18 protein-coding genes are annotated in these 21,013 nt (G+C 68.9%); 12 read left to right on the top strand and 6 right to left on the bottom strand.

The genetic code is table 11. The features are described 5' to 3' along the window. Positions 1-2: 2 nt before the first annotated feature. The gene (locus AB0F43_RS00160) at positions 3-557 is read left to right on the top strand and encodes a HEAT repeat domain-containing protein (RefSeq protein WP_360468545.1); all 555 of its coding nucleotides are present in this window, start codon (positions 3-5) and stop codon (positions 555-557) included. A 60-nt stretch (positions 558-617) separates the two neighbouring features. Beyond that, positions 618-2,264, top strand: a complete 1,647-nt coding sequence (locus tag AB0F43_RS00155; RefSeq protein WP_360468543.1) for an alkaline phosphatase D family protein — start codon at positions 618-620, stop codon at positions 2,262-2,264. Between the two features lie 162 nt (positions 2,265-2,426). Here AB0F43_RS00155 and AB0F43_RS00150 read toward each other — a convergent pair whose 3' ends face one another. Together AB0F43_RS00150 and AB0F43_RS00145 are read right to left on the bottom strand one after the other, a co-directional pair. Beyond that, positions 2,427-2,843 carry an HIT family protein gene (locus tag AB0F43_RS00150; RefSeq protein WP_360468541.1) on the bottom strand — a complete coding sequence of 139 codons (417 nt, stop codon included), beginning with the start codon at positions 2,841-2,843 and terminating at the stop codon, positions 2,427-2,429. Continuing rightward, positions 2,843-4,750: a Na+/H+ antiporter gene (locus AB0F43_RS00145; protein WP_360468539.1), complete on the bottom strand. Its 1,908-nt coding sequence runs from the start codon at positions 4,748-4,750 to the stop codon at positions 2,843-2,845. The genes AB0F43_RS00150 and AB0F43_RS00145 overlap by 1 nt, the downstream gene beginning before the upstream one ends. Positions 4,751-4,871: 121 nt before the next feature. Here AB0F43_RS00145 and AB0F43_RS00140 point away from each other — a divergent pair, with 121 nt between their 5' ends. Next, positions 4,872-6,383 (top strand): CocE/NonD family hydrolase, encoded by a 1,512-nt coding sequence (locus AB0F43_RS00140; RefSeq protein WP_360468537.1) that lies wholly within the window; start codon positions 4,872-4,874, stop codon positions 6,381-6,383. Here the strand turns inward: AB0F43_RS00140 and AB0F43_RS00135 are convergent. Continuing rightward, positions 6,362-6,856 (bottom strand): DUF402 domain-containing protein, encoded by a 495-nt coding sequence (locus AB0F43_RS00135; protein ID WP_360468535.1) that lies wholly within the window; start codon positions 6,854-6,856, stop codon positions 6,362-6,364. The two genes, AB0F43_RS00140 and AB0F43_RS00135, sit on opposite strands and share 22 nt — an antisense overlap. 46 nt (positions 6,857-6,902) lie before the next feature. Between AB0F43_RS00135 and AB0F43_RS00130 the strand changes: the two genes are divergently transcribed. Continuing rightward, positions 6,903-7,100 carry a hypothetical protein gene (locus AB0F43_RS00130; RefSeq protein WP_360468533.1) on the top strand — a complete coding sequence of 66 codons (198 nt, stop codon included), beginning with the start codon at positions 6,903-6,905 and terminating at the stop codon, positions 7,098-7,100. A 21-nt stretch (positions 7,101-7,121) separates the two neighbouring features. Here AB0F43_RS00130 and AB0F43_RS00125 read toward each other — a convergent pair whose 3' ends face one another. Further along, positions 7,122-7,634, bottom strand: coding sequence for a DUF402 domain-containing protein (locus AB0F43_RS00125; RefSeq protein WP_360468531.1), 513 nt, complete (start codon positions 7,632-7,634; stop codon positions 7,122-7,124). A 146-nt stretch (positions 7,635-7,780) separates the two neighbouring features. Between AB0F43_RS00125 and dxs the strand changes: the two genes are divergently transcribed. The 5 genes from dxs to AB0F43_RS00100 all read left to right on the top strand — a co-directional run bounded on the left by dxs (position 7,781) and on the right by AB0F43_RS00100 (position 15,451). Next, on the top strand, positions 7,781-9,673 hold the full coding sequence (gene dxs / locus AB0F43_RS00120; protein ID WP_360468529.1) for a 1-deoxy-D-xylulose-5-phosphate synthase: 1,893 nt from the start codon (positions 7,781-7,783) through the stop codon (positions 9,671-9,673). A gap of 10 nt (positions 9,674-9,683) precedes the next feature. Beyond that, positions 9,684-11,021: a hypothetical protein gene (locus tag AB0F43_RS00115; RefSeq protein ID WP_360468527.1), complete on the top strand. Its 1,338-nt coding sequence runs from the start codon at positions 9,684-9,686 to the stop codon at positions 11,019-11,021. An 81-nt stretch (positions 11,022-11,102) separates the two neighbouring features. Next, a complete protein-coding gene (locus tag AB0F43_RS00110) occupies positions 11,103-12,473 on the top strand; it encodes a hypothetical protein (protein ID WP_360468525.1) in 1,371 nt (456 codons plus the stop codon). A gap of 90 nt (positions 12,474-12,563) precedes the next feature. Then, the gene (locus AB0F43_RS00105) at positions 12,564-14,045 is read left to right on the top strand and encodes an amino acid permease (RefSeq protein WP_360468524.1); all 1,482 of its coding nucleotides are present in this window, start codon (positions 12,564-12,566) and stop codon (positions 14,043-14,045) included. 95 nt (positions 14,046-14,140) lie between these two features. Beyond that, entirely contained in the window at positions 14,141-15,451 is a 1,311-nt protein-coding gene (locus AB0F43_RS00100; RefSeq protein WP_360468522.1) for a hypothetical protein, read from the top strand. 66 nt (positions 15,452-15,517) lie between these two features. Here AB0F43_RS00100 and AB0F43_RS00095 read toward each other — a convergent pair whose 3' ends face one another. Next, positions 15,518-17,650, bottom strand: a complete 2,133-nt coding sequence (locus tag AB0F43_RS00095; RefSeq protein WP_360468520.1) for a 3-hydroxyacyl-CoA dehydrogenase NAD-binding domain-containing protein — start codon at positions 17,648-17,650, stop codon at positions 15,518-15,520. Further along, entirely contained in the window at positions 17,647-18,843 is a 1,197-nt protein-coding gene (locus tag AB0F43_RS00090) for an acetyl-CoA C-acyltransferase (RefSeq protein ID WP_360468518.1), read from the bottom strand. The genes AB0F43_RS00095 and AB0F43_RS00090 overlap by 4 nt, the downstream gene beginning before the upstream one ends. A gap of 187 nt (positions 18,844-19,030) precedes the next feature. Here AB0F43_RS00090 and AB0F43_RS00085 point away from each other — a divergent pair, with 187 nt between their 5' ends. Genes AB0F43_RS00085 through AB0F43_RS00075 form a run of 3 tightly spaced genes read left to right on the top strand, consistent with a single transcriptional unit; the run spans position 19,031 to position 20,892 of the window. Continuing rightward, positions 19,031-19,708: a hypothetical protein gene (locus tag AB0F43_RS00085; protein ID WP_360468516.1), complete on the top strand. Its 678-nt coding sequence runs from the start codon at positions 19,031-19,033 to the stop codon at positions 19,706-19,708. Positions 19,709-19,729: 21 nt separating this feature from the next. Continuing rightward, positions 19,730-20,407 (top strand): dienelactone hydrolase family protein, encoded by a 678-nt coding sequence (locus AB0F43_RS00080; RefSeq protein WP_360468515.1) that lies wholly within the window; start codon positions 19,730-19,732, stop codon positions 20,405-20,407. Beyond that, positions 20,404-20,892 (top strand): glutathione peroxidase, encoded by a 489-nt coding sequence (locus tag AB0F43_RS00075; protein WP_360468513.1) that lies wholly within the window; start codon positions 20,404-20,406, stop codon positions 20,890-20,892. The genes AB0F43_RS00080 and AB0F43_RS00075 overlap by 4 nt, the downstream gene beginning before the upstream one ends. Positions 20,893-21,013 lie beyond the last annotated feature (121 nt).

Here is a 21,013-nt window from a genome sequence, read left to right as displayed (position 1 = left end):
CCATGGCTGCAGACCGGGAGCACCCGCGCGAGATCGCGCTCGGCTCGTGCGCCAAGTACGGCGAGGACGTGGTGATCGACTTCGCGATCGCGGTGCTCACCGGCGAGGTGGCCGCGGAGGAGGCGTTCACCACGCAGCTCGACAAGTTGAAGTGGCTGGTCGGCGAAACGGCTGGCGGCTGGGCGAAGCTCGACCCGGTGAACTTCTACTGGGCTCGGGTCTGGGCGGCGCGGCTCTTCCTGTACGTCTGGCGCGACGACGCCGTCGACGCCCTCCTGGTCGCGGCCGACGACCCGGCCTGGCGGGTTCGCGAGCACGTCGCTCGTGTCACAGCTCAACGCGAGCTCGGCCAGCTCGTCGACGTACTGCTCCCAGACCTGAGGCACGAGTTGCCCCGCGTCCGTGCCACCACTGCCCGTGCGGTCGGAGCCGCCGGTGAGGCCGAGCATGCCGGGGCCCTGCAGGACCTGCTCGACGACCCCGAGCACACTGTCCGCGCGGCCGCCGAGAAGGCCCTCGACCGGTTGGAAACCAGGTTGGACCGCAGCTTGCACTAGTAACCCACTGGCCATCTGGATGTCAGCGGCCGCACATCAGTGACGGGAACGGTCGGGCACATGGAGACCTCCCGTAGATCCGTCCTGAAAGCCGGTCTGGCTTCCACTGCGGCCGTCGCCGGCCTGACCACCGCCTTCAACACCCCGAGCACCGCCGCCGCGACGCCGGTCCGGCAGAACCCGTTCACCCTGGGCATCGCCAGCGGCGACCCGTGGCCGGACGGGTTCGTGCTGTGGACCCGCCTCGCGGTCGACCCGATCGCGCCGGACGGCCTCGGCGGCATGCCGAGTCGCGCGTACGCCGTCCAGTGGCAGGTCGCGGCCGACTCGCGCTTCCACCGCGTTGTCCGGGCCGGTGTCGCCGTGGCCAGGCCGGAGCACGCCCACGCTGTCCACGTCACCGTCCAGGGACTCGAGCCCGGCCGCGAGTACTACTACCGCTTCCGCGCCGAGGGCCACGTCTCGGGCACCGGCCGGACCCTGACCTCACCGGCCCGGGGTACGACGCCACGCGAGTTGTCGATGTCGTTCGTCTCGTGCTCCCAGTTCGAGCACGGCTGGTTCACGGCGTACCGGCGGCTGGCCCAGGATCACCCCGACTTGGTGCTCCACCTCGGCGACTACCAGTACGAGTACACGAAGGGCGCGTACGTCGCTCCGGGCGGGAACGTCCGTGATCACGACGGACCCGAGACCACCGACCTGGCGTCGTACCGGCAGCGGCACGCACAGTACAAGACCGACCTGGACCTGCAGGCGGCCCACGCGGTCGCGCCGTGGCTGGTCGTCTGGGACGACCACGAGGTCGACAACAACTGGGCGAACGAGACCCCGGAGAGGCCCGAGGACGGCTTCCTCGCCCGCCGAGCGGCCGCATTCCAGGCGTACTACGAGAACATGCCGCTGCGCGCGTCGTCGAAGCCGCGCGGGATCGACATGCAGCTCTTCCGCCGGGTGAAGTGGGGTGAGCTGGCGACGTTCCACATGCTCGACACCCGGCAGTACCGCGACGATCAGGGCTGCGGCGACGGCTACAAGGACTGCCCGGCCGCGGTCGATCCGAAACGGTCGCTCACGGGGGAGCGGCAGGAGAAGTGGCTGATCGACGGCTTCCGCCGTTCCGAGGCGCGCTGGGACATCATCGGCCAGCAGGTGTTCTTCGCCCAGCGCGACAACAACTCGGGTCCGCTGAAGGTGACCTCGATGGACGCCTGGGACGGGTACGTCGCCTCCCGCGACCGGATCACCCGCGGCTGGGTCGACGCCCGGGTGCGGAACCCCGTCGTACTGACCGGTGACGTGCACGCGCACTGGGCCGCGGACCTGAAGCTCGATTACGACGACCCGACCTCGCGGACGGTGGGGTCGGAGCTGGTCTGCTCGTCGATCACCAGCGGCGGCGACGGCGCCGACTCGGCGACCGGCTCGCACCCGTGGTTCCAGTGGAACCCGCACCTGCGGTTCCAGAACAACCTTCGCGGCTACGTGAACACCACGATCACCCGCGAGTCCCTGGTCGCCGACTTCCGCACCGTCCGCGCGGTGCGGACCAAGGACGCCGAGGTCTTCACCCGAGCGCAGTTCACCATCGAGGACCGCAAGCCCGGCCTCAACCTGACCGCCGACAATCCACCGGCCGCAGCTGCCGCCCGCACGCTGTCCGCAGCTGCGGACGACACGGTCGCCTGGGAGACTGACCGCCCCTAGGCGGTGTCTGACGGTTCCCCGCCTACTGCGCGGCACTCGGCACGGCATCTCGCCGCACTGGAGCAAAGGCCACGATGGAACCACATCGAGACCTTCGCTCCAGCACGCCGAGCTACCGCACCGAGCACCTGCTCGCTACGGCGCTGAACCGTCAGACACCGCCTAGTCGGCCAGGGCCGCACGCAGTTTGCCGGCGTACTCGGCTGCTTCGGCGTCGTCGGCGTACTTGGTGCGGGGCCAGAAGAAGCCGCGTAGTCCGTCCCCCTTCGTCCGTGGCACCACGTGCACGTGGAGGTGGGGGACGGACTGCGACACCACGTTGTTGACGGCAACAAACGAGCCCTGCGCGTCGAACGCCGTACGCACCGCCGCGGCCACCGAGCGGGCCGCGCCGAACAGCGGGACCGTCAGCTCGTCCGGCAGCTCGACCAGCGTCGGCACGTGCTCGCGCGGCACCAGCAGGGTGTGCCCCTTGAACACCGGCCGTACGTCGAGGAATCCGACCACGTCAGGTGTGTCGAGAACGATCTGCGCAGGCGTCGTCCCGGCGATGATGGAGCAGAACAGACAGTCGGCCATCAGCCCAGCTTCTCGTCCACGAAGCACCAGCGCCAAGTCTCACCCGGCTCGAAGCTCCGCATCACCGGGTGCTTGGTCGACTCGTGGTGCTTGCTGGCGTGCTTCATCACCGACGAGTCGCAGCAGCCGACATGCCCGCAGCCGAGGCAGAGCCGCAGGTGGACCCACGTCATGCCCTCGGCCAGGCACTCCTCACAACCTTCCGGCGTGTTCGGCGTCCGCACCAGCGGGGCCTGCTCCAAGTGCTCGCACTCGCCGCCGGGCGGTGACGGGACCCGGAGGTCCTCCGACCGCCCGCCCACGTCGTCGTCCTCCTCGCGATCCAGCATGGACTCCTCGACGTCGAGCGCGATCTGCGCGCGTTGCAGCACCTCGTCGGCGACCAGTCCGGCGTCCCTGACCTCGAGGATGTGCGCCCGCTCCGCCTCCAGCATCGCCATCCGCAGCCGGCGATAGGCCTCGCTCGGCGTCTCGTACTCGGTCTCGGGCCGGCCGAGTCGCTCCCAGGCGGCCTGCGACCTCGACTCGCCGCGCTGCCGGAGCACGTTGATCACGTCCGGCGGGTCGTCCGGGGTCGCGACCTCGGCCAGCTTCTGCATCGCCGCCCGATGCGCTCCTTGCAGTACGGCAGCCTCCTGCAGCGCGTCCTCCGCCGGATCCGGACCGGGCAGGCGCAGGCGTCGTACCAGCCAAGGAAGGGTCGAGCCCTGCACCAGCAGGGTGCCTGCGGTGACGGTCAGGGAGATGAAGACCAGGACCTCGCGATGCGGGGTGTCCTCGGGCAGCGTGAACACTGCCGCCAGCGTCACCACCCCGCGCATGCCGGCCCACGAGACGACGACCAGGCTCTGCCAGGATACCGGCCCGGGCCGCGACGGTCCGAGGATCCGCCGGGACAGGAACGTGGTCGGGATGACCCAGATCGGCCGGAGCAGTACGACGGCCGCGAACACCGCCAGCGTCGTGGCAGCGATCAGCCACCCCGGGAGCGGGCTGTCCGCGAGGTCGTCGAGGATCCACCGGGTCTGCAGCCCGATCAGCAGGAAGACGGTGTTCTCCAGCAGGAACTTGAACGTCCGCCAGTTGGTCCGCTCCGACATCCGCGACTTGGCCGACTGGATGATCGGCGCCTTGTGGCCGAGCAGCAGGCCGGTGACCACCACGGCCAGTACGCCGGACGCGTGGACGTAATGGTTTTCCGCCGCGATGTAGGCGATGAACGGCGCGGTCAGGCTGAGTGTGGTGTCGAGCACCGGGTCGGTGAACTGCTTGCGGACCTTGGCCAGCACGATCGCGACGACCAGCCCGACCAGGACACCGCCGCCGGCCGCCCGGAGGAAGTCGAGCCCGACGTCGAAGACCGTGGGGGTGACGGCCGCGGCGGCGATCGCCGTCCGCAGGCAGACCAGGGCGGTCGCGTCGTTGACCAGGCTCTCGCCCTCGAGGATGGTGACCACGCGGCGGGGGAGACCGACCCGCCTGGCGATCGCGGTCGCGGCGACGGCGTCGGGGGGTGCGACCACCGCGCCGATCGCGAACGCGGCCCAGAACGGTAGCGGCTCCTGGCCCTGCGCCTCGGCGACAGCGCCGAGCAGCCAATAGGCGACCAGGCCGACGCCGAGCGCGGTGAACACGATCAGGCCGACCGAAAGCAGGCCGATGGAGCGCCTGTGCTTGGAGAAGTCGACCAGGCTGGTCCTGATCGCAGCGGCGTACAGCAGTGGTGGCAGGAAGCCGACCAGGACGACCTCTGGCTCCAGTTCGACCCGGGGGACGAACGGCAGGTACGACGCGGCGATCCCGACGACGACGAGAAGCAGGGGAGCCGAGATTCCGACCCGCCGGGCCAAGGCGGCCCCGGCCGCCACCACGGCGATGAGAGCCACGAGCTCGATCGCGATATGCACGAGGCATAGTCTCGCAGCTTCGGTGCCCCGCTTCGCTGTCAGCGCAGCCGGGATCTGGTCAGTGTGGTCGCGGTCGTTTAGCGTGTGCGCAGCGGGATCCGCCGACCACGGGGAGTGACTAATGCATCGTCGTGTGGCCTCATTGGCTTGTGTGCTTGGTTTGCTCGGCTCGTCGTTGGTGGCGGCGCCTGCTGCCGCCGCCACGACCGGCTGTGTGGTGTCGGTTCCGGAGCCTGGGACGACGACACCCGTGCGGATCTGCTACTCGCTCTTCAAGCCCGCCGGCGCCTCCGCGTCGCACACCGTGCCGTTGATCATGCACAGTCACGGCTGGGGCGGCAGCCGGACCAAGGACCCGGCCGCGTTCAAGCCCTGGCTCGACGCCGGCTTCGGCGTACTGAGCTTCGACCAGCGCAGCTTCGGCGAGAGCACCGGCGTCGCGCACGTGATGAACCCCGACTACGAGGGCCGCGACGTGATCAAGCTCGTCGATCTGGTCGCCGGGCTCGACTGGGTCACGAAGCAACAGCCTGGTGATCCGCTGCTCGGGGCGATCGGTGGCTCGTACGGCGGTGGCTTCCAGTTCGCCGGCGCGTTCACCGAGCTGCGGGACAGCGGCCGGACCCGGTTCGACGCGCTCGCGCCCGAGGTGACCTGGTGGGACCTGAAGGAGAGCCTCGCCCCGGACGAGGCCGCGCGAACGCTGTGGCTGGCCTCGTTGTACGCCGGCGGCGGTGCGCACCTTCCGCCGTCGGTATCGGCGGCGTTCGTCGTACTGATCGCCACCGGAGCCTGGCCGCCGGGGACGGCCGGGCGGGACCTGGACGCGTTCTTCGCCAAGAACGGGCCGGCGTGGCATGTCGCGCAGGGCCGGAAGCTGGATATCCCGGTGCTGTTCGGCCAAGGGATCTCGGACAACCTGTTCAACCTGAACCAGGGCCTGGCGAACTTCGAGCGGGCATTGACCCCGCAGGCCCGGAAGCGGTCGATATTCGTCGGCTACAACGCCGGTCACGCGCTCCCGAGCGTGGTGCCGCCGGGATGGGCCGTTGCGGGTGATCCGTGCTCCGTCCAGTTGGGGTCGTCCAGTTTCTCCGGGCTCGCATTGCGCTTCATGTCCACCAAGCTGTTGGGGACGGCCACGAGCTTGTCCGGGTACGGCGCCTACCACCTGTCGACCGCGGACGGTCGTTGCCTGACGCAACAGACCTTGGTTCCGAACGCTCGCTACCAGCTCGGCAAGATCCTCACCCCGACCGGTGCCGGTCTACCGCTCAGCGTGAAAGTGGCCGCCGGGCCGCTGACAGTGGCGGGCGTGCCGCGCGTCGACGCCCGTGTGCACACCTTGCTGCCGGACGCGGGCGCTTTCTTCGCACTGAGCGTCGGGACGAATCCCCTGACCGCGAAGGTCGTACAGAACAACACGATGCCGTTGCGGGAGGAGCGGGTGGTGCAGGGGGAGCGGCGGTCGATCGAGTTGCCGGCCGTCGCGGTCGACGTACCCGCCGGCAAGAACCTCTACCTCACCGTCTCGCCGGTCGCCGACATGTTCGCCGGCCAACGCGGGCCGCTGCCCGGCGCGCTACTGCTCAAGGACGCGACCCTGAGCGTTCACCGAACCCTGTCCAGGTAAGTCTTGTAGACGGTCAGGAACGGCTCCTCGGTCGCGACTATGCCGGCCAGCCAGTCGCAGGTCGCCCGCGCGGTCTCGATCACGTCGGCCGGGTACCCGTACTTCACCTGATGCTCGGCGAACTCGTCCTCGTCGTCGATGATGACCGTGCCGTCGCGCTTCTTGATCACGTCCAGGTCGAGGTCGACCATCGTGAACACATCCTCGCCGAACTCCACCGGCGTGGTGATGTCACAGTAGATCTCCGTCGACCGCGGCTCGTCATTGAAGATCGCCGTGAACCACTTGTCCCGCGGAAACAACTGCACATGAGCCTGCTCCTGCACCACCTCCGGCTCATCCCCCCGCTGCGACACCGACCGAGCCGGCGCCCCCAGCCAGACGCCGTACTGGTCCTCACCCAAGTACCGCATCCACTGATGCCAATGCAGCTTCTCGTCGTACTTGCGGTACACCACCCGGACATCACGCATAGCTCTCAACCCTAGCCCCAGCCAGGAGCCGGTCGGCAGGATCTCCGTGTCGGTCAACGTCAGGACGCGTGGGCTGCGGACCTACAACGCCCCAACCCGCACCGGCAGCACCATCCTCGGCGCACCCGGCTCGACCGGCTCCCCACTGATCGGCCGCCTGGACGACGTCCGCATCTGTGCCGGCGTCCTCTCCCAGTCAAAAGCCTGCACCGAATGGCCCGGCCTCCCGAACTGCGGCTCCTAGGCGGTGTCTGACCGCCTTGGGTCAGGTCTGGGTGCTCAGGGAGCGGGTTTGGTCTAGGTAGGGCTTGTAGGCGGTGGTGAAGGGTTCGGTGGTGGTGATGTGGGTGGCCAGCCAGGTGCAGGTGGCTTGGGCGGTGGCTACTACCTGGGGTGGGTAGTTGTACTTCACCTGGTGGGCGTGGAACTCGTCTTGATCCATGACGCGGACGGTGCCGTCGCGCATCAGGCGGATGTCGAGGTCGAGGTCGACGGTGGTGACGGTGTCGACGCCGAACTCGGCGGGCATGGTGACGTCGCAGTAGATGGCGGTCTGGTGGGGGTCGTCGTTGAAGAGGGCGCTCCACCACTGTCCGTGCGGGAAGAGGCGGACCCGGTGGTGGTCGATGGTGACCCAGGTGCCGTCGGCGCGTTGACCCTGGGTGCCCGGCACGGAACCGACCCACAGGCCGTGCTCGTCCTCGCCGAGCCGGAACGCTTCCACGAGGCGATGCGGCTGTCCGTCGTACTTGCGGAACAGCGTCCTCACCATCTCCATCCGATTACTGTAGGTGAAGATCGAACCAGGCGGCCCGACGGGCCGTCTTGGAGTGTGAGATTCGCCCGATGCCTGTTGTCAGTTCGGAAACCGGGCGGCGGGTGCATAGACTCAAGCATTCGAGGATGACCCGCGGGAGGAGCTCGATGCGCGTGCTGGAGACGGTCGGAGGGCCGGCGGACCTCAAGAAGCTGACCGGTCAGCAGCTCACCGATCTCGCGGCCGAGATCCGGGACGTGCTGGTCGAGACGGTGTCGCGGACCGGCGGTCACCTGGGTCCGAACCTGGGCATGGTCGAGATCACCCTGGCGATGCACCGGGTGTTCGACTCGCCCCGTGACCGCCTCGTCTACGACACCGGTCACCAGACCTACGTCCACAAACTGCTGACCGGGCGGGCGCCCGAGTTCGGCACGCTCCGTCAGCAGGGCGGCCTGAGCGGCTACCCGAGCCAGGCCGAGTCCGAGCACGACATCGTCGAGAACAGCCACGCCTCGACCGCTCTCTCGTACGCCGACGGCCTGGCCAAGGCCTACCGGTTGCGCAAAGAGGACCGGCACGTCGTCGCGCTGATCGGCGACGGCGGCCTGACCGGCGGGATGGCCTGGGAGGCGCTGAACAACATCGCCGCCGCCAAGGACCTCAAGCTGGTCATCATCGTCAACGACAACGGCCGCTCCTACAGCCCGACCGTCGGCGGCCTGGCCACCCACCTGACCAGCCTGCGCACCAACCCGCGGTACGAGAAGATCCTCGACCTGATCAAGAAGAACCTCGGCCGTACGCCATACGTCGGCCCGCCGATGTACGAGGTGCTGCACGGCGTGAAGAAGGGCCTGAAGGACGTGCTCGCCCCGCAGGGCATGTTCGAGGACCTCGGCCTCAAGTACGTCGGCCCGATCGACGGTCACGACCGCCAGGCGATGGAGGACGCGCTCCGCAACGCCAAGTCGTTCGGCGGTCCGGTGATCGTGCACGCGGTGACCCAGAAGGGCTTCGGGTACGCCGCCGCCGAGCAGGACGAGGAGGACAACTTCCACCAGATCCGGCCGGCCAACAAGCCGCGCGGCTGGACCGATGTGCTGTCCGACGAGCTGGTCCGGATCGGCCACCGCCGCCCGGATGTGGTCGCGATCACCGCGGCCATGCTGCACCCGACCGGCCTGGCCGCGTTCGCGCAGGAGTTCCCGGACCGGATCTTCGACGTCGGCATCGCCGAGCAGCACGCGGTGACGAGCGCGGCCGGCCTGGCGATGGGCGGGATGCACCCGGTCGTCGGTCTCTACGCGACGTTCCTGAACCGGGCGTTCGACCAACTGCTACTCGACGTCGCGCTGCACAAGTGCGGCGTCACCTTCGTGCTCGACCGCGCCGGTGTCACCGGTGACGACGGCGCGAGCCACAACGGGATGTGGGACATGTCGATCCTGCAACTCGTCCCCGGGCTCCGGCTCGCGGCGCCGCGCGACGGCAAGCGGCTCGAGGAGCTGCTCAACGAGGCGGTCGACGTCCCGGACGCCCCGACCGTACTGCGGTACGCCAAGGGCGAGGTGTTCCCGGACATCGACGCGATCGAGCGGATCGGTGACCTCGACGTCCTCAAGCGCTCCGGCACCGACGTGCTGCTGGTCGGGATCGGGTCGATGGCGGCCACGGCGATGGACGTGGCGCAGCGGCTCGAGGCCCACGGCTTCGGCGTGACCGTGGTCGACCCGCGCTGGGTCAAGCCGGTCGACCCGAAGCTGGTCGAGCTGGCGGCGAAGTTCAAGTACGTCGTCACCATCGAGGACAACGGCCGGGCCGGCGGTTGTGGTTCGATGGTCGCGCAGGCGCTTCGCGACGCCGGGGTGTCGACGCCCGTCCGCGACTTCGGCATCCCGCAGCGGTTCCTCGACCACGCCAAGCGTCCCGCCGTACTGCAGGAGATCGGGCTCACCGGGCAGGAGCTGGCCCGGGACATCACCGAGTTGATCGCTCAGCGCTCCGGCGACGGGATCAACGAGCCGGATCCGGCGGGTGACCGGCCGGGCAGCGCCTGAGCCGGCCGACATGAGTGGGCGTCACGCCGCGCCCCCGAAGAGCCGGCACGCGGCTGCCAAGGGCGCGGGAGTCTGGCCGCTCCTGCTGTCGCTGGCCCTCGTGACCGTCGCGGTCGCGGGCGGTCTCGCCCTGCACCGGTCGAGCGACCGAGCCACCGGCGCCGCGACCTCCGCGCCCAGTACGCCGGCCATCGACCTGGCAGCCCGGGCCGCAGCCGTCGACCAGGTACTCGGCAAACGTGCCCAGGCAGTTCTCCGCGACGATCAGGCCGCGTTCCTCGCCGATGTCGATCCGGGGAACAAGAGCCTCGTCGCCCGCCAGCGCACGCTGTTCGCGAACCTGCGCCAGTTCGGCTTCGCCCGGCTGGTCTACCAGCAGCTGAGCCAGCAGTACGACGAGGCAGTCACCCGGAAGTACGGCCCGTCGACGTACCTGGTCGCGATCGCGATGACGTACCAGATCCGCGGGATCGACGCCGGACCCGTCCGCGCGATGCTCGGCTACACGTTCACCGAGCGGCCGGACGGCCGGTGGATGCTGGTGTCGGACACCGACCTGGACAAGAGACTGCCGCGCGGCTCGCACCAGGAGGCCTGGGACACCGGAGAGGTGCTGGTCAAACGCGCGCCGCGGGTCCTGGTGGTCGTCGAGAAGGGGCAGGACCGGCTCGCGAACAACCTGCTCGGCATGGCCGGCAGCGCGGTGAAGGCTGTGACCAAGAGCTGGCCGGGTAGCTGGACCGGCGCCGGTGTGGTGATCGCGCTCGACGACAAGATCGTCCGCGGCGCCGACTACACCGAGCCGAAGAACGCCGAGGACGCGATCGCGATGGCGACCTGGGTCTATCGCACCCTGCCCGGTGAGGTCACCGGCGAGGGGCAGCGGGCCGACTCGTACGTCGTCGTCAACCCGCGCAACCGCTCGAGGGTCGATGCCCGCACACTGGCGCACGAGTTCACCCACGTCGCGACCGCGCCGTCCGGGGCCTATGCCCCGCGCTGGCTGGTCGAGGGTGCGGCGACGTACGTCGAGTTCTTGCCGATGGACGGCGCGGAGAGGCTCGCGCTGGACAAGTACCGGCAGGAGGTCCGGACGAAGTACCTGGTGAAGGCGAAGAGCCTGCCGGCCGACGCGGTGTTCTTCCAGCAGTCCGACAGTTCGTACCCGCTGGCCTGGCTGGCCGTCGACCACCTCTTCGCACGCTTCGGCGGGACCGAGGTCGGCACGCTGTACCAGGAGATGGCCGCGCTCGGGTCCACCCAGGCCGAGCGCGACCGGATCATGCTCGAGCACCTCGGCATGACCGAGACCGGCCTCTTCCAGGCCATCAAGGCCGCCGCGGCGTGACGGCGTGTCGGTGGTGGAATCCGGGGAACCGAGTAGGGTAGCCGGGCTGCGACAGACGGGTACTCGGAGGATCGACCCGACGTGAGTGTGACCACCCCTAGCGCCGGATCGCCGGGCGCTCAGGTTCCACCCCATGGCCCCCGCCGCTGGCTGGGGTTGCTGGTGGCGGTTGCGCTCGTCTCCGGCGGCGTGGTCTACACCGTTGAAGACCGGGAACGGGATGCCCGGGCCAGGCCCACCACGACGCTGACCGCACCGGGCCCCAACCAGTCCTCCAAACCGTCGAAGACCGCCGCCGCGATCGCGGCCCGCCGGGTCGCCATCGACACGATCCTGATCCGCCGGGCCCAGGCGGTGCTGACCGTCAACGAGGCGCTGTTCCTGCAGGACATCGACCCGGCCGACCGGGCGCTGCGGGCCGAGCAGAAGGTGCTGTTCGCGAACCTGGTCGAGGTCGGCTTCACCGAGCTCGGCTACAGCCAGGCCGAGGAGCGCTTCAACCCGGCCGTGGCCAAGTCGCACGGGCGTACGACGTTCCTGGTCCGGATCCTGATGCGGTACCAGATCCCGAAAGTCGACCTGACGCCCGTCACCACCGAGCTCGGCTACACCTTCATCAACGTGCGCGGCCGGTGGGTGCTCACCGATGACGACGATCTCGACGACGATCTCGGTCCGGGGGCGCACCGGGAGGCGTGGGACCTCGGCCGGATCGAGGTGCATCGCGGACCGCGCGTGCTGGCCGTGGTGGAGAAGGGCGACACCAAACGCGGCCGGGCCATCGTCACCGAGGCGACCGAGGCCCTGGGCGAGGTGACCCAGTACTGGCCGCGGAGGTGGCGCGGCTCGGTGTTCGTGATCGCGTTGGACGAGACCGACGTACGCGATGCCCGGTTCGCCGACGAGGACGTCGAGTCGGCCGCCAGCGCGGGGTCGACGTTCTCCTCGCTGCCCGGTCAGGACACCGCCGACGGCACGGTGGCCGGCGCCTACATCGTGATCAACCCTAACGAGCGCGACCGGGTCGACGAGATCCTGCTGTCGCACGAGATCACCCACGTGGCCACCGCGGACCTGGGCGGTTACGAACCGCTCTGGCTGGCCGAAGGTGCGGCCGAGTATGTGTCGTGGCGGGGGATCGAGGAGTTCAGCGGTCCGGGCGAGGTCGGCAAGTGGGAGCAGGAGGTCATCGACGACGCCCTGCCGGCGCTGGTCGCGCTGCCGAGCGATGCGGGCTTCTACTCCAACACCGCCGACGTGTACGGCGTCAGTTGGCTCGCGGTGCGGTTCCTGGTCAACCGGCTCGGGCTGGCGAAGGTCGAGGAACTGTACGAGGACATGGCGCGGCACGGCGTCGACCAGGCGTCCCGGGACCGGATCCTGTTCAGCCGCAGCGGCCTGACCGAAGTGACGTTGTGGACGTCGCTCAAGACCTACCAGCCGCAACGCTGAGAGGTTCTCAGACGGACCTGAGTGGCGGTTTGACCTCGCGTTGCCGGCGGGGCAATCTCGAATGGTTCCGTCCAGTGCGAGGAGGCGCAGATGAGTCTGTTGCGGAAGAAGACGATCGAGCAGTCGATCGCCGACACCGACGAGCCGGAGTACCAGCTCAAGAAACGCCTCACCGCCGTCGACCTGACGGTCTTCGGCATCGGCGTCATCATCGGTGCCGGCATCTTCACCCTCACCGGCCGGGCGGCCAAGTCGTTCGCCGGTCCGGGGATCGCGCTCTCGTTCGTCCTCGCCGCGATCTGCTGCGCGCTGGCCGCGTTGTGCTACGCCGAGTTCTCGTCCACCGTGCCGGTGTCCGGGTCGGCGTACACGTTCTCGTACTTCTCCCTGGGTGAGATCTTCGCCTGGATCATCGGCTGGGACCTGCTGCTGGAGCTGATGCTCGGGGCGAGCGTGGTGGCTCAGGGCTGGTCGACGTACGCCGCCTTGTTCCTCGAACAGATCGGATTGGGCTGGCCCGAGTCGATCGGGCCGGACAGCAGTGTGAACGTGCTGGCGATGCTGCTGGTGCTCGTGCTGGCCTCGCTGGCGACGATCGGCATCAAGGAGTCGCTGCGGGTCAACCTGGTGCTGGTCGCGATCAAGCTGTTCGTGGTGCTGTTCGTGATCGTGGCCGGCCTGTTCTACATCAAGGGCTCGAACCTGACGCCGTTCATCCCGCCGAGCGTGCCGAACCCCGATCCCGACGTCACCATCACGACGCCACTCTTCCAGGCGCTGTTCGGGTTCGCTCCGTCGACGTTCGGGGTGATGGGCGTCATCTCGGGGGCGTCGCTGGTGTTCTTCGCGTTCATCGGGTTCGACGTGGTCGCGACCACCGCCGAGGAGGCGAAGAACCCGCAGCGCGACCTGCCCCGCGGCATCATCGGCTCGCTGGCGATCTGCACCGTGCTGTACGTGCTGGTCTGCATCGTGATCACCGGCATGATCAAGTACACCGACATCAACAGCGAGGCCGCGCTGGCCGAGGCGTTCCGCTCGGTCGGACGGCCGAGTTTCGCGACGCTGATCTCCGCGGGTGCGGTCGCCGGCCTGACCACGGTGGTGCTGACGCTGATGATCGGCGCCGCCCGGGTCGTGTTCGCGATGAGCCGTGACCACCTGATGCCGCGTGAGCTCGGCAAGACCCATCCCAAGTGGGGGACGCCGTACCGGCTGACCATCGGGATCGGCATCCTGGTCGCGATCGTGGCCGGGGTGACTCCGATCGGCAAACTCGAGGAGATGGTGAACATCGGCACGCTGGCCGCGTTCACCCTGGTGTCGATCGCCGTACCGATCCTGCGCAAGCGCCGGCCGGACATCCAGCGCTCGTTCCGGGTGCCGGGCAACCCGGTCATCCCGATCCTGGCCGCGCTGATCTGCATCTACCTGATGCTGAACCTGTCGCTGGAGACCTGGCTGCGGTTCGCCATCTGGATGGTCCTCGGCTTCGTCCTGTACTTCGTCTACGGCTACCGCAGAAGCCGGGTCGGCGAAGAGGAACGCACCGGCCAGGCCACCCGGGCCTAGTCGGGCCCAGGCCGTCCAGGCCGTGTCTGACGGCCTAGTCCACTCCGGGGCCGGCTGACGATAGGATCCATCAGCCGACCTCTGGAGGGGACAAGATGAAGCACCCGCGACGCCTGTTCGCAGGTGTCGCCGCGCTGATCCTGGCGGGGACGTCCGGACTGGTCGCCGTACGCCTGGGACAAGGCGGCTCGACGGCCGGCAGCAGTGCGGTGGCGGTCAAGGCCACGGCGACACCGGGCCAGTTGACCGACGGGCAGAAGGCGGCCCGGAAGACCGCGGTCGACGCGGCGCTGGCGAAGCGCTCCGCCGCGGTGCTGAACGGGGACCTGAAAGGCTTCCTCGCCTCCGTCGATCCGAAGCAGCCTCAGTTACTCTCGCGGCAGCGGATGCTGTTCACCAACCTCCGCAAGTTCGAGTTCACCAGCCTGAAGTACTTCGTCGCCGACGAGCGGCCCTCACCGGTGCTGACCAGCAAGTACGGCGCGACCGTCTTCTCCACCCGGGTGATGATGCGCTACCAGCTCACCGGACTTGATGTCGACCCCGTGCAGACCGACCTGGGCTATGCCTTCGTCCAGCGCGGTGGCAGCTGGGTCCTGGTCGAGGACAGCGCGATCGAGGAGAGCCTGAGCCCGGACGGGCACCGGCAGCCGTGGGACTTCCAGGAGATCGCGGTGATCCGGCGGGGCAAGGTCGTGGTGGTGGTCGACAACGGCGAGCAGGCGCTCGGCCAGAAGATCGCCAAGGTGTCCAAGGGCGCGGTCGACGGTGTACGACGGCACTGGAAGCGACCGTGGAACGGTGCGGTGATGGTGGTCGCGATGTCGGAGCCACGGGTGATGGCGACGCTCTGGACCGCCGGTACCGGGCAGGGCTGGACGATCGCGGCGAAGGCGGTCTCGCTGTACGACGGTGAGCCGTGGACGCAGAAGTCCGTGCCACCGGTGAGCAGCCGGATCGTCGTCAACCCGGCCGTCCGGACGAAGCTCGAGCAGGACCTGCTGGTGCACGAGATGACGCACGCCGCGACGCTGCAGCTCGGGGTCCGGACGCCGATCTGGCTGGTCGAAGGGATCGCGGAGTACGTCCGGTGCGCCACCATCGAGGACGATCCGCAGTGGACGGTCGACCCGTACCGGAAGACGGTCCGCAGCAAGTACCTGCCGTCGATGAAGGTGCTGCCCAGGTCGGCGGAGTTCGATGTGGCCGGTGATCGGTCGTACGGGCAGAGCTGGTGGATCACGGAGTATCTGGTCGACGAGCTGGGGGAGAAGGGCGTGACCGCTCTTTACACCGATCTGGCCCGGCAGAACACCAGCCAGGCGGCGTACACCCGCATCCTCAAACAACACACCGGCAAGACTCCGGCCCAGCTGGTAGCCGCAGTCAAGAAGTTCAAGGGCTGAAGAACCCGCCCCCTCGCTTCGCTGGGGGCCGGAGCGGGCTTCCGGCTCCGCACCGGCCCCCAGCGGTCAGGTCAGGCTGGCGGTGCCTTTCGGGAGGCTAGCCAGTCCCTCCGGGAGGAAGGGGGAGCCGTTGACCTTCTCGGAGATGCCGGTGCGGTCCAGGTACGGCGTGATGCCGCCGAGGTGGAACGGCCAGCCGGCGCCGAGCAGGAGGCACAGGTCGATGTCCTGGGCCTCGGCGACCACGCCCTCCTCGAGCATGATCCGGATCTCCTCGGCCAGCGCGGTCAGCACGCGGGTGCGCAGTTCCTCGGCGGTCGACGGCTTGTCGCCGACGGTCACCAGCGCCTCGACCTCCGGGTCCACCACCGGCTTGCCCTCGGGCCACAGGTAGAAAGATCCCTTGCCTGCGGCAACCACCTTGGCGAGGTTCTCCGACACCGCGAACCGGTCCGGGTAGGCCCGGTTCATCGTCTCGGCCACGTGCAGCGCGACCGGCAGCCCGACCAGCTGGAGCAGCACGAACGGCGGCATCGGCAGCCCCAGCGCCGACAACGCCTTGTCCGCCTCGGGGATCGGCGTCCCCTCGTCGACGGCCGCGCTGACCTCGCCCAGGAACCGGGTCAGCAGCCGGTTCACCACGAACGCCGGCGCGTCCTTCACCAGCACGCAGGACTTCTTCAGCGTCTTGCCGACCGCGAACGCGGTGGCCAGCGTCGCGTCGTCGGTCTGGTCCGCCCGGATGATCTCCAGCAGCGGCAGCACCGCGACCGGGTTGAAGAAGTGGAACCCGACCACCCGCTCCGGGTGCTCCAGGTCCGCGGCCATCTCGGTGACGGACAGCGACGACGTGTTGGTCGCCAGCACCGCGTCCGGCCGGATGATCTTCTCCAGGTCGGCGAAGATCGTCTTCTTCAGCTGCAACTCCTCGAACACGGCCTCGATGACGAAGTCCGCGTCGGCGAAGACCTGCCGGTCCACCGAGCCGGTGACGAGCGCCTTCAGTTGGTTCGCCTTGTCCGGCCGGATCCGGCCCTTGCCGAGCAGCTTGTCGATCTCACCGTGCACGTACCCGACCCCACGGTCCACCCGCTCCTGGTCCAGGTCCGTGAGTACGACGGGAACCTCCAGCCGCCGTACGAACAGCAGCGCGAGCTGACCCGCCATCAGGCCGGCGCCGACGACGCCGACCTTGGTGACCGGCCGGGCGAGCGACTTGTCCGGCGCGCCGGCCGGGCGCTTGGCCCGCTTGTTCACCAGGTCGAAGGCGTAGAGGCCGCTGCGCAGCTCCTCGCTCATGATGAGATCGGCGAGCGCCTCGTCCTCCGCCGCGAACCCACGGTCGCGATCGTTGTCCTTCGCTGTGGCGATCAGCTCGAGGGCCCGGTACGGCGCCGGCGCCGCACCGCTGACCTTGACGTCGGCAAAAGCCTTGCCACGGGCAACAGCCGCATCCCACGCGTCACCACGGTCGATCTCCGCCCGCTGGACCGAGATCTCACCCGTGAGCACCTTGCTCGCCCACAGCAGCGACTGCTCGAGGAAGTCGGCCGAGTCGAGCAGTACGTCGCCGATGCCGAGCTTCACCGCCTCCGGCCCGCTGAGCATCTTGTTCTGGTTCAGGGCGTTCTCGACGACGACCTTGACGGCGTTGTCCGCGCCGATCAGGTTCGGCAGCAGGAAGTTGCCGCCCCAGCCGGGGATCAGGCCGAGGAACACCTCAGGCGTCGCCAGCATGCCGGCCGCGACCGAGACCGTCCGGTACTGCGCGTGCAGCGCGACCTCGAGGCCGCCGCCGAGCGCGACCCCGTTGACGAACGCGAACGACGGCTTGCCGCCGTCGACCAGCTTGCGCATCACCCCGTGCCCGATCCGGCCGAGGTTGAGCGCCTGCTCCCGGTCGGTCAGCTTCGGTACGCCGGTCAGGTCGGCACCGGCGGCCAGGATGAACGGCTTGCCGGTGACCCCGATCGCGGCGACGTCGTCGCGGGCGAGAGCCGCGTCGATGGCGCTGTTGAGCGAGGCCAGACCTTTCGGGCCGAAGGTGTTCGGCTTGGTGTGGTCGTGCCCGTTGTCCAGCGTGATGAGTGCCATCGTGCCGGCCTTGTTCGGGAGTACGACGTCCCGGGAGTGCGCCAGGGTGACGACCTCGTCCGTCTCGATGGCGACGGCTTCGTCGATCAAGTCCTGCAGACTCACTTTGCCCCCTCGAAGTTCGGGTTCTCCCAGATCACGGTGCCGCCCATGCCGAGGCCGACGCACATGGTGGTCAGGCCGTAGCGGACCTCCGGGCGCTGCTCGAACTGCTTGGCCAACTGGTTCATCAGCCGGACGCCGGACGACGCCAGCGGGTGGCCGTAGGCGATCGCACCGCCGTACGGATTGACCCGCGGGTCGTCGTCGGCGATGCCGTAGTGCTCCAGGAACGCCAGCACCTGGACGGCGAACGCCTCGTTCACCTCGAACGCCTCGATGTCGTCGATGGTCAGGCCGGCCAGCTTCAGCGCCTTCTCGGTGGCCGGGACCGGGCCGACGCCCATCACCTCGGGCTCGACACCGGCGAACCCGTACGAGACCAGCTTCATTTTGGGGGTCAGCCCGAGCTCTTCGGCGGCCTCGGCGGAGGCGAGCACACACGCGGTCGCGCCGTCGTTGATACCGGCCGAGTTGCCGGCCGTCACCCGGCCGTGCGGGCGGAAGGGCGTCTTCAGGCCGGCCAGGTCCTCGACCGTCGTGCCCGGGCGCATCGGCTCGTCGGTGGTCGCGTAACCCCAGCCCTGCTCGGCCGACCGGGTCGCGATCGGGACCAGGTCGGGTTGGATCAGGTCGTTCGCGTAGGCCTTGGCCGCGCGCTCCTGGGAGGCCGCGGCGAACGCGTCCGCGCGCTGTTTGGTGATCGTCGGGAACCGGTCGTGCAGGTTCTCCGCGGTCGACCCCATCACCAGGGCAGAGGTGTCGACCAGCTTCTCGGAGATGATCCGCGGGTTCGGGTCGACGCCTTCGCCCATCGGGTGCCGGCCCATGTGCTCGACCCCGCCGGCGACGACCACGTCGTACGCACCGAACGCGATCCCCGCGGCGGTGGTGGTGACGGCGGTCATCGCGCCGGCGCACATCCGGTCGATGGCGTAGCCGGGCGTGGTGTTCGGCAGGCCGGCCAGCAGGGCCGCGGTCCGGCCGATGGTCAGGCCCTGGTCACCGATCTGGGTGGTGGCCGCGATCGCGACCTCGTCCACCCGGGCCGGCGGGAGCGCCGGGTTCCGCCGGAGCAGCTCCCGGATGCACTTGATCACCAGGTCGTCGGCGCGCGTCTCGGCGTACTGGCCCTTGGCCTTGCCGAACGGGGTGCGAACGCCGTCGACGAACACGACATCGCGGATCTCACGGGGCACGAGGGCCCTCCTCTGGGGGTCGGGAAAGCTACCCCGATGCTACCCGTGGGTAACAGAACTGCCCAACCACCCCGCCGTGTGCGGCTGCTCACAAACCACAACCATGTGGTCACACAGGCTGTAACCCGTGGCGAACGGCGACGAAACGGCGCATGCTGGACATCTGGTACGTCACTGGAGCCGTTCTATGAACACCTTTGATCTCGCCGTACCGGTTCTGAGCCGGGGCAAACACCGCAATCCACGCAAGGGCGCCTGCTTCATGGAGTTCGCTTCCTACCTGGCCGGCGAGCCATGGTCGGACCACCCAGCCTGCACGCATCCGCTGCTCGCGGGCGTCGCCCGCGACGTGAACGACTGTACGACGGACGCCGGCCGGGCCCGGCTGGCTCCGCTGATCCCCTCGGTGATCGGGCTGACTCCGGACGACCCACACGTCGTACCGCGGGTGACGGCGCGCTGCATCCAGCACGCGCTGCCGATCGTGTCGCAGGAGCGTCAGTACATCCTGGCGGTCGCGCTGATCGTGGGGGAGAAGCAGCTGGCCGCGCTGGACGGGCGTCCGCTGGACGATCTCGAGCCGGCCTCGCGGGAGGCGCTCGAGTCGGTTCCGGCCGCGGCCAAGTGGGCGCGCTCCTTCACCTCCCGGGCCCATCGGGGTACGCCGGACTTCGCCAAGCGGACCGCGCCACGGGCCATTTCGTGCGCCGTGGAAGGGATCTCGCAGGCCTGCGTGCCGGACCCGGACGACCGGCTGTTCAGCCTGCTGACCGCGGCGATCGACGAGTGCAAGGCCTGGATGCCGAAGCCGGCGCCGGTCGAGCCGATCCCGCGGGTCCAGGAAGGGGCCGTGGAAGTTCGCTAGGCCACCAGTACGCTTCACCGTGTGACTTTGGAGATCGATACCGGTTCAGGGTTGATGCCAGTCCACGAGTGGGAGCCCGACGGCGGTGACGGTCCCGGGTTGCTGCTCCTGCAGGAGATCTTCGGGGTCTCCGACTACATCAGGCAGCGCGCCGCGGATCTCGCCGCCCTCGGGTACTACGTGATCGCTCCGGAGATCTACTGGCGGCTGGACGACACCGACCTGGACGAGTCCGCGCCGGATCTGCTCGAGAAGGCGATAGCGATCGCGGGCCGGCTCGACTGGGATCTGGCCGTGTCGGACTCGGTCGCGGCGCTGGAGTACCTGCGCAGTCGCGACCTGGGCACCGGTGTGGTCGGATTCTGCTTCGGCGGCGGGCTCGGCTTCAACGTGGCCGCGGTGTCGTCACCTGATGTGCTGGTGAGTTACTACGGCTCCGCATTGCCACAGTTGCTGAGCCTGGCACCCGAGGTGACCGCCACGAGCCTGCACCACTTCGGCGAGGCGGACGCCTACCTGAACGCCGATGACATCATCCCCGCGCTCGGCGATGCCGAGATCCACCGGTATCCCGGTGCCGGTCACGCGTTCGACAACCCGTTGCCCGCCTTCCACCACGCGGAGGCCTCCGAGCTGGCGTGGCGGCGTACTGTCGCGTTCCTGTCCCGCCACCTTCCTACCCCCCAAGGATCCGCATGAGCCTGTACGACATCCCGCTGAACACCCTCTCCGGCGCCGCCACCTCGCTCGGCGAGTACAAGGGCAAGGCCGTTCTCGTCGTGAACGTCGCCTCGAAGTGTGGTCTCACGCCGCAGTACGAGGGCCTGGAGAACCTGCAGAAGAAGTACGCCTCCCGCGGTTTCACCGTCCTCGGTGCCCCCTGCAACCAGTTCGGCGGCCAGGAGCCGGGCACATCGGAGGAGATCTCCACGTTCTGCTCCACGACGTACGGCGTGACGTTCCCGATGCTGGACAAGCTCGACGTCAACGGCGAGGGCCGGCACCCGCTGTACGCCGAGCTCACCCAGACGCCGGACGCGAACGGCGAGGCCGGTGACGTCCAGTGGAACTTCGAGAAGTTCCTGATCACCCCGGAGGGCACGGTCGCCGCCCGGTTCCGCCCCCGCACCGAGCCGGAGTCGCCGGAGGTCGTCGAGGCGATCGAGACCCAGCTGCCGCACTGAGGCCGGCCTAGGCCCGTGCCTGACGGTTCAGTGCCGTGAAGAGTGGGTGTGGTTCCGCGGGCTCCGCTGCGTGATGGTGCTGGTCGGTGTGGTGTGCGTCAAGTGCGCCTTTGGCGTCCCT

The organism is Kribbella sp. NPDC023972, from assembly GCF_040639075.1.
Lineage (GTDB): Bacteria > Actinomycetota > Actinomycetes > Propionibacteriales > Kribbellaceae > Kribbella.
The sequence above is the reverse complement of the archived record's forward strand: the minus strand, read 5'-3'. Positions and strand labels throughout refer to the sequence as shown.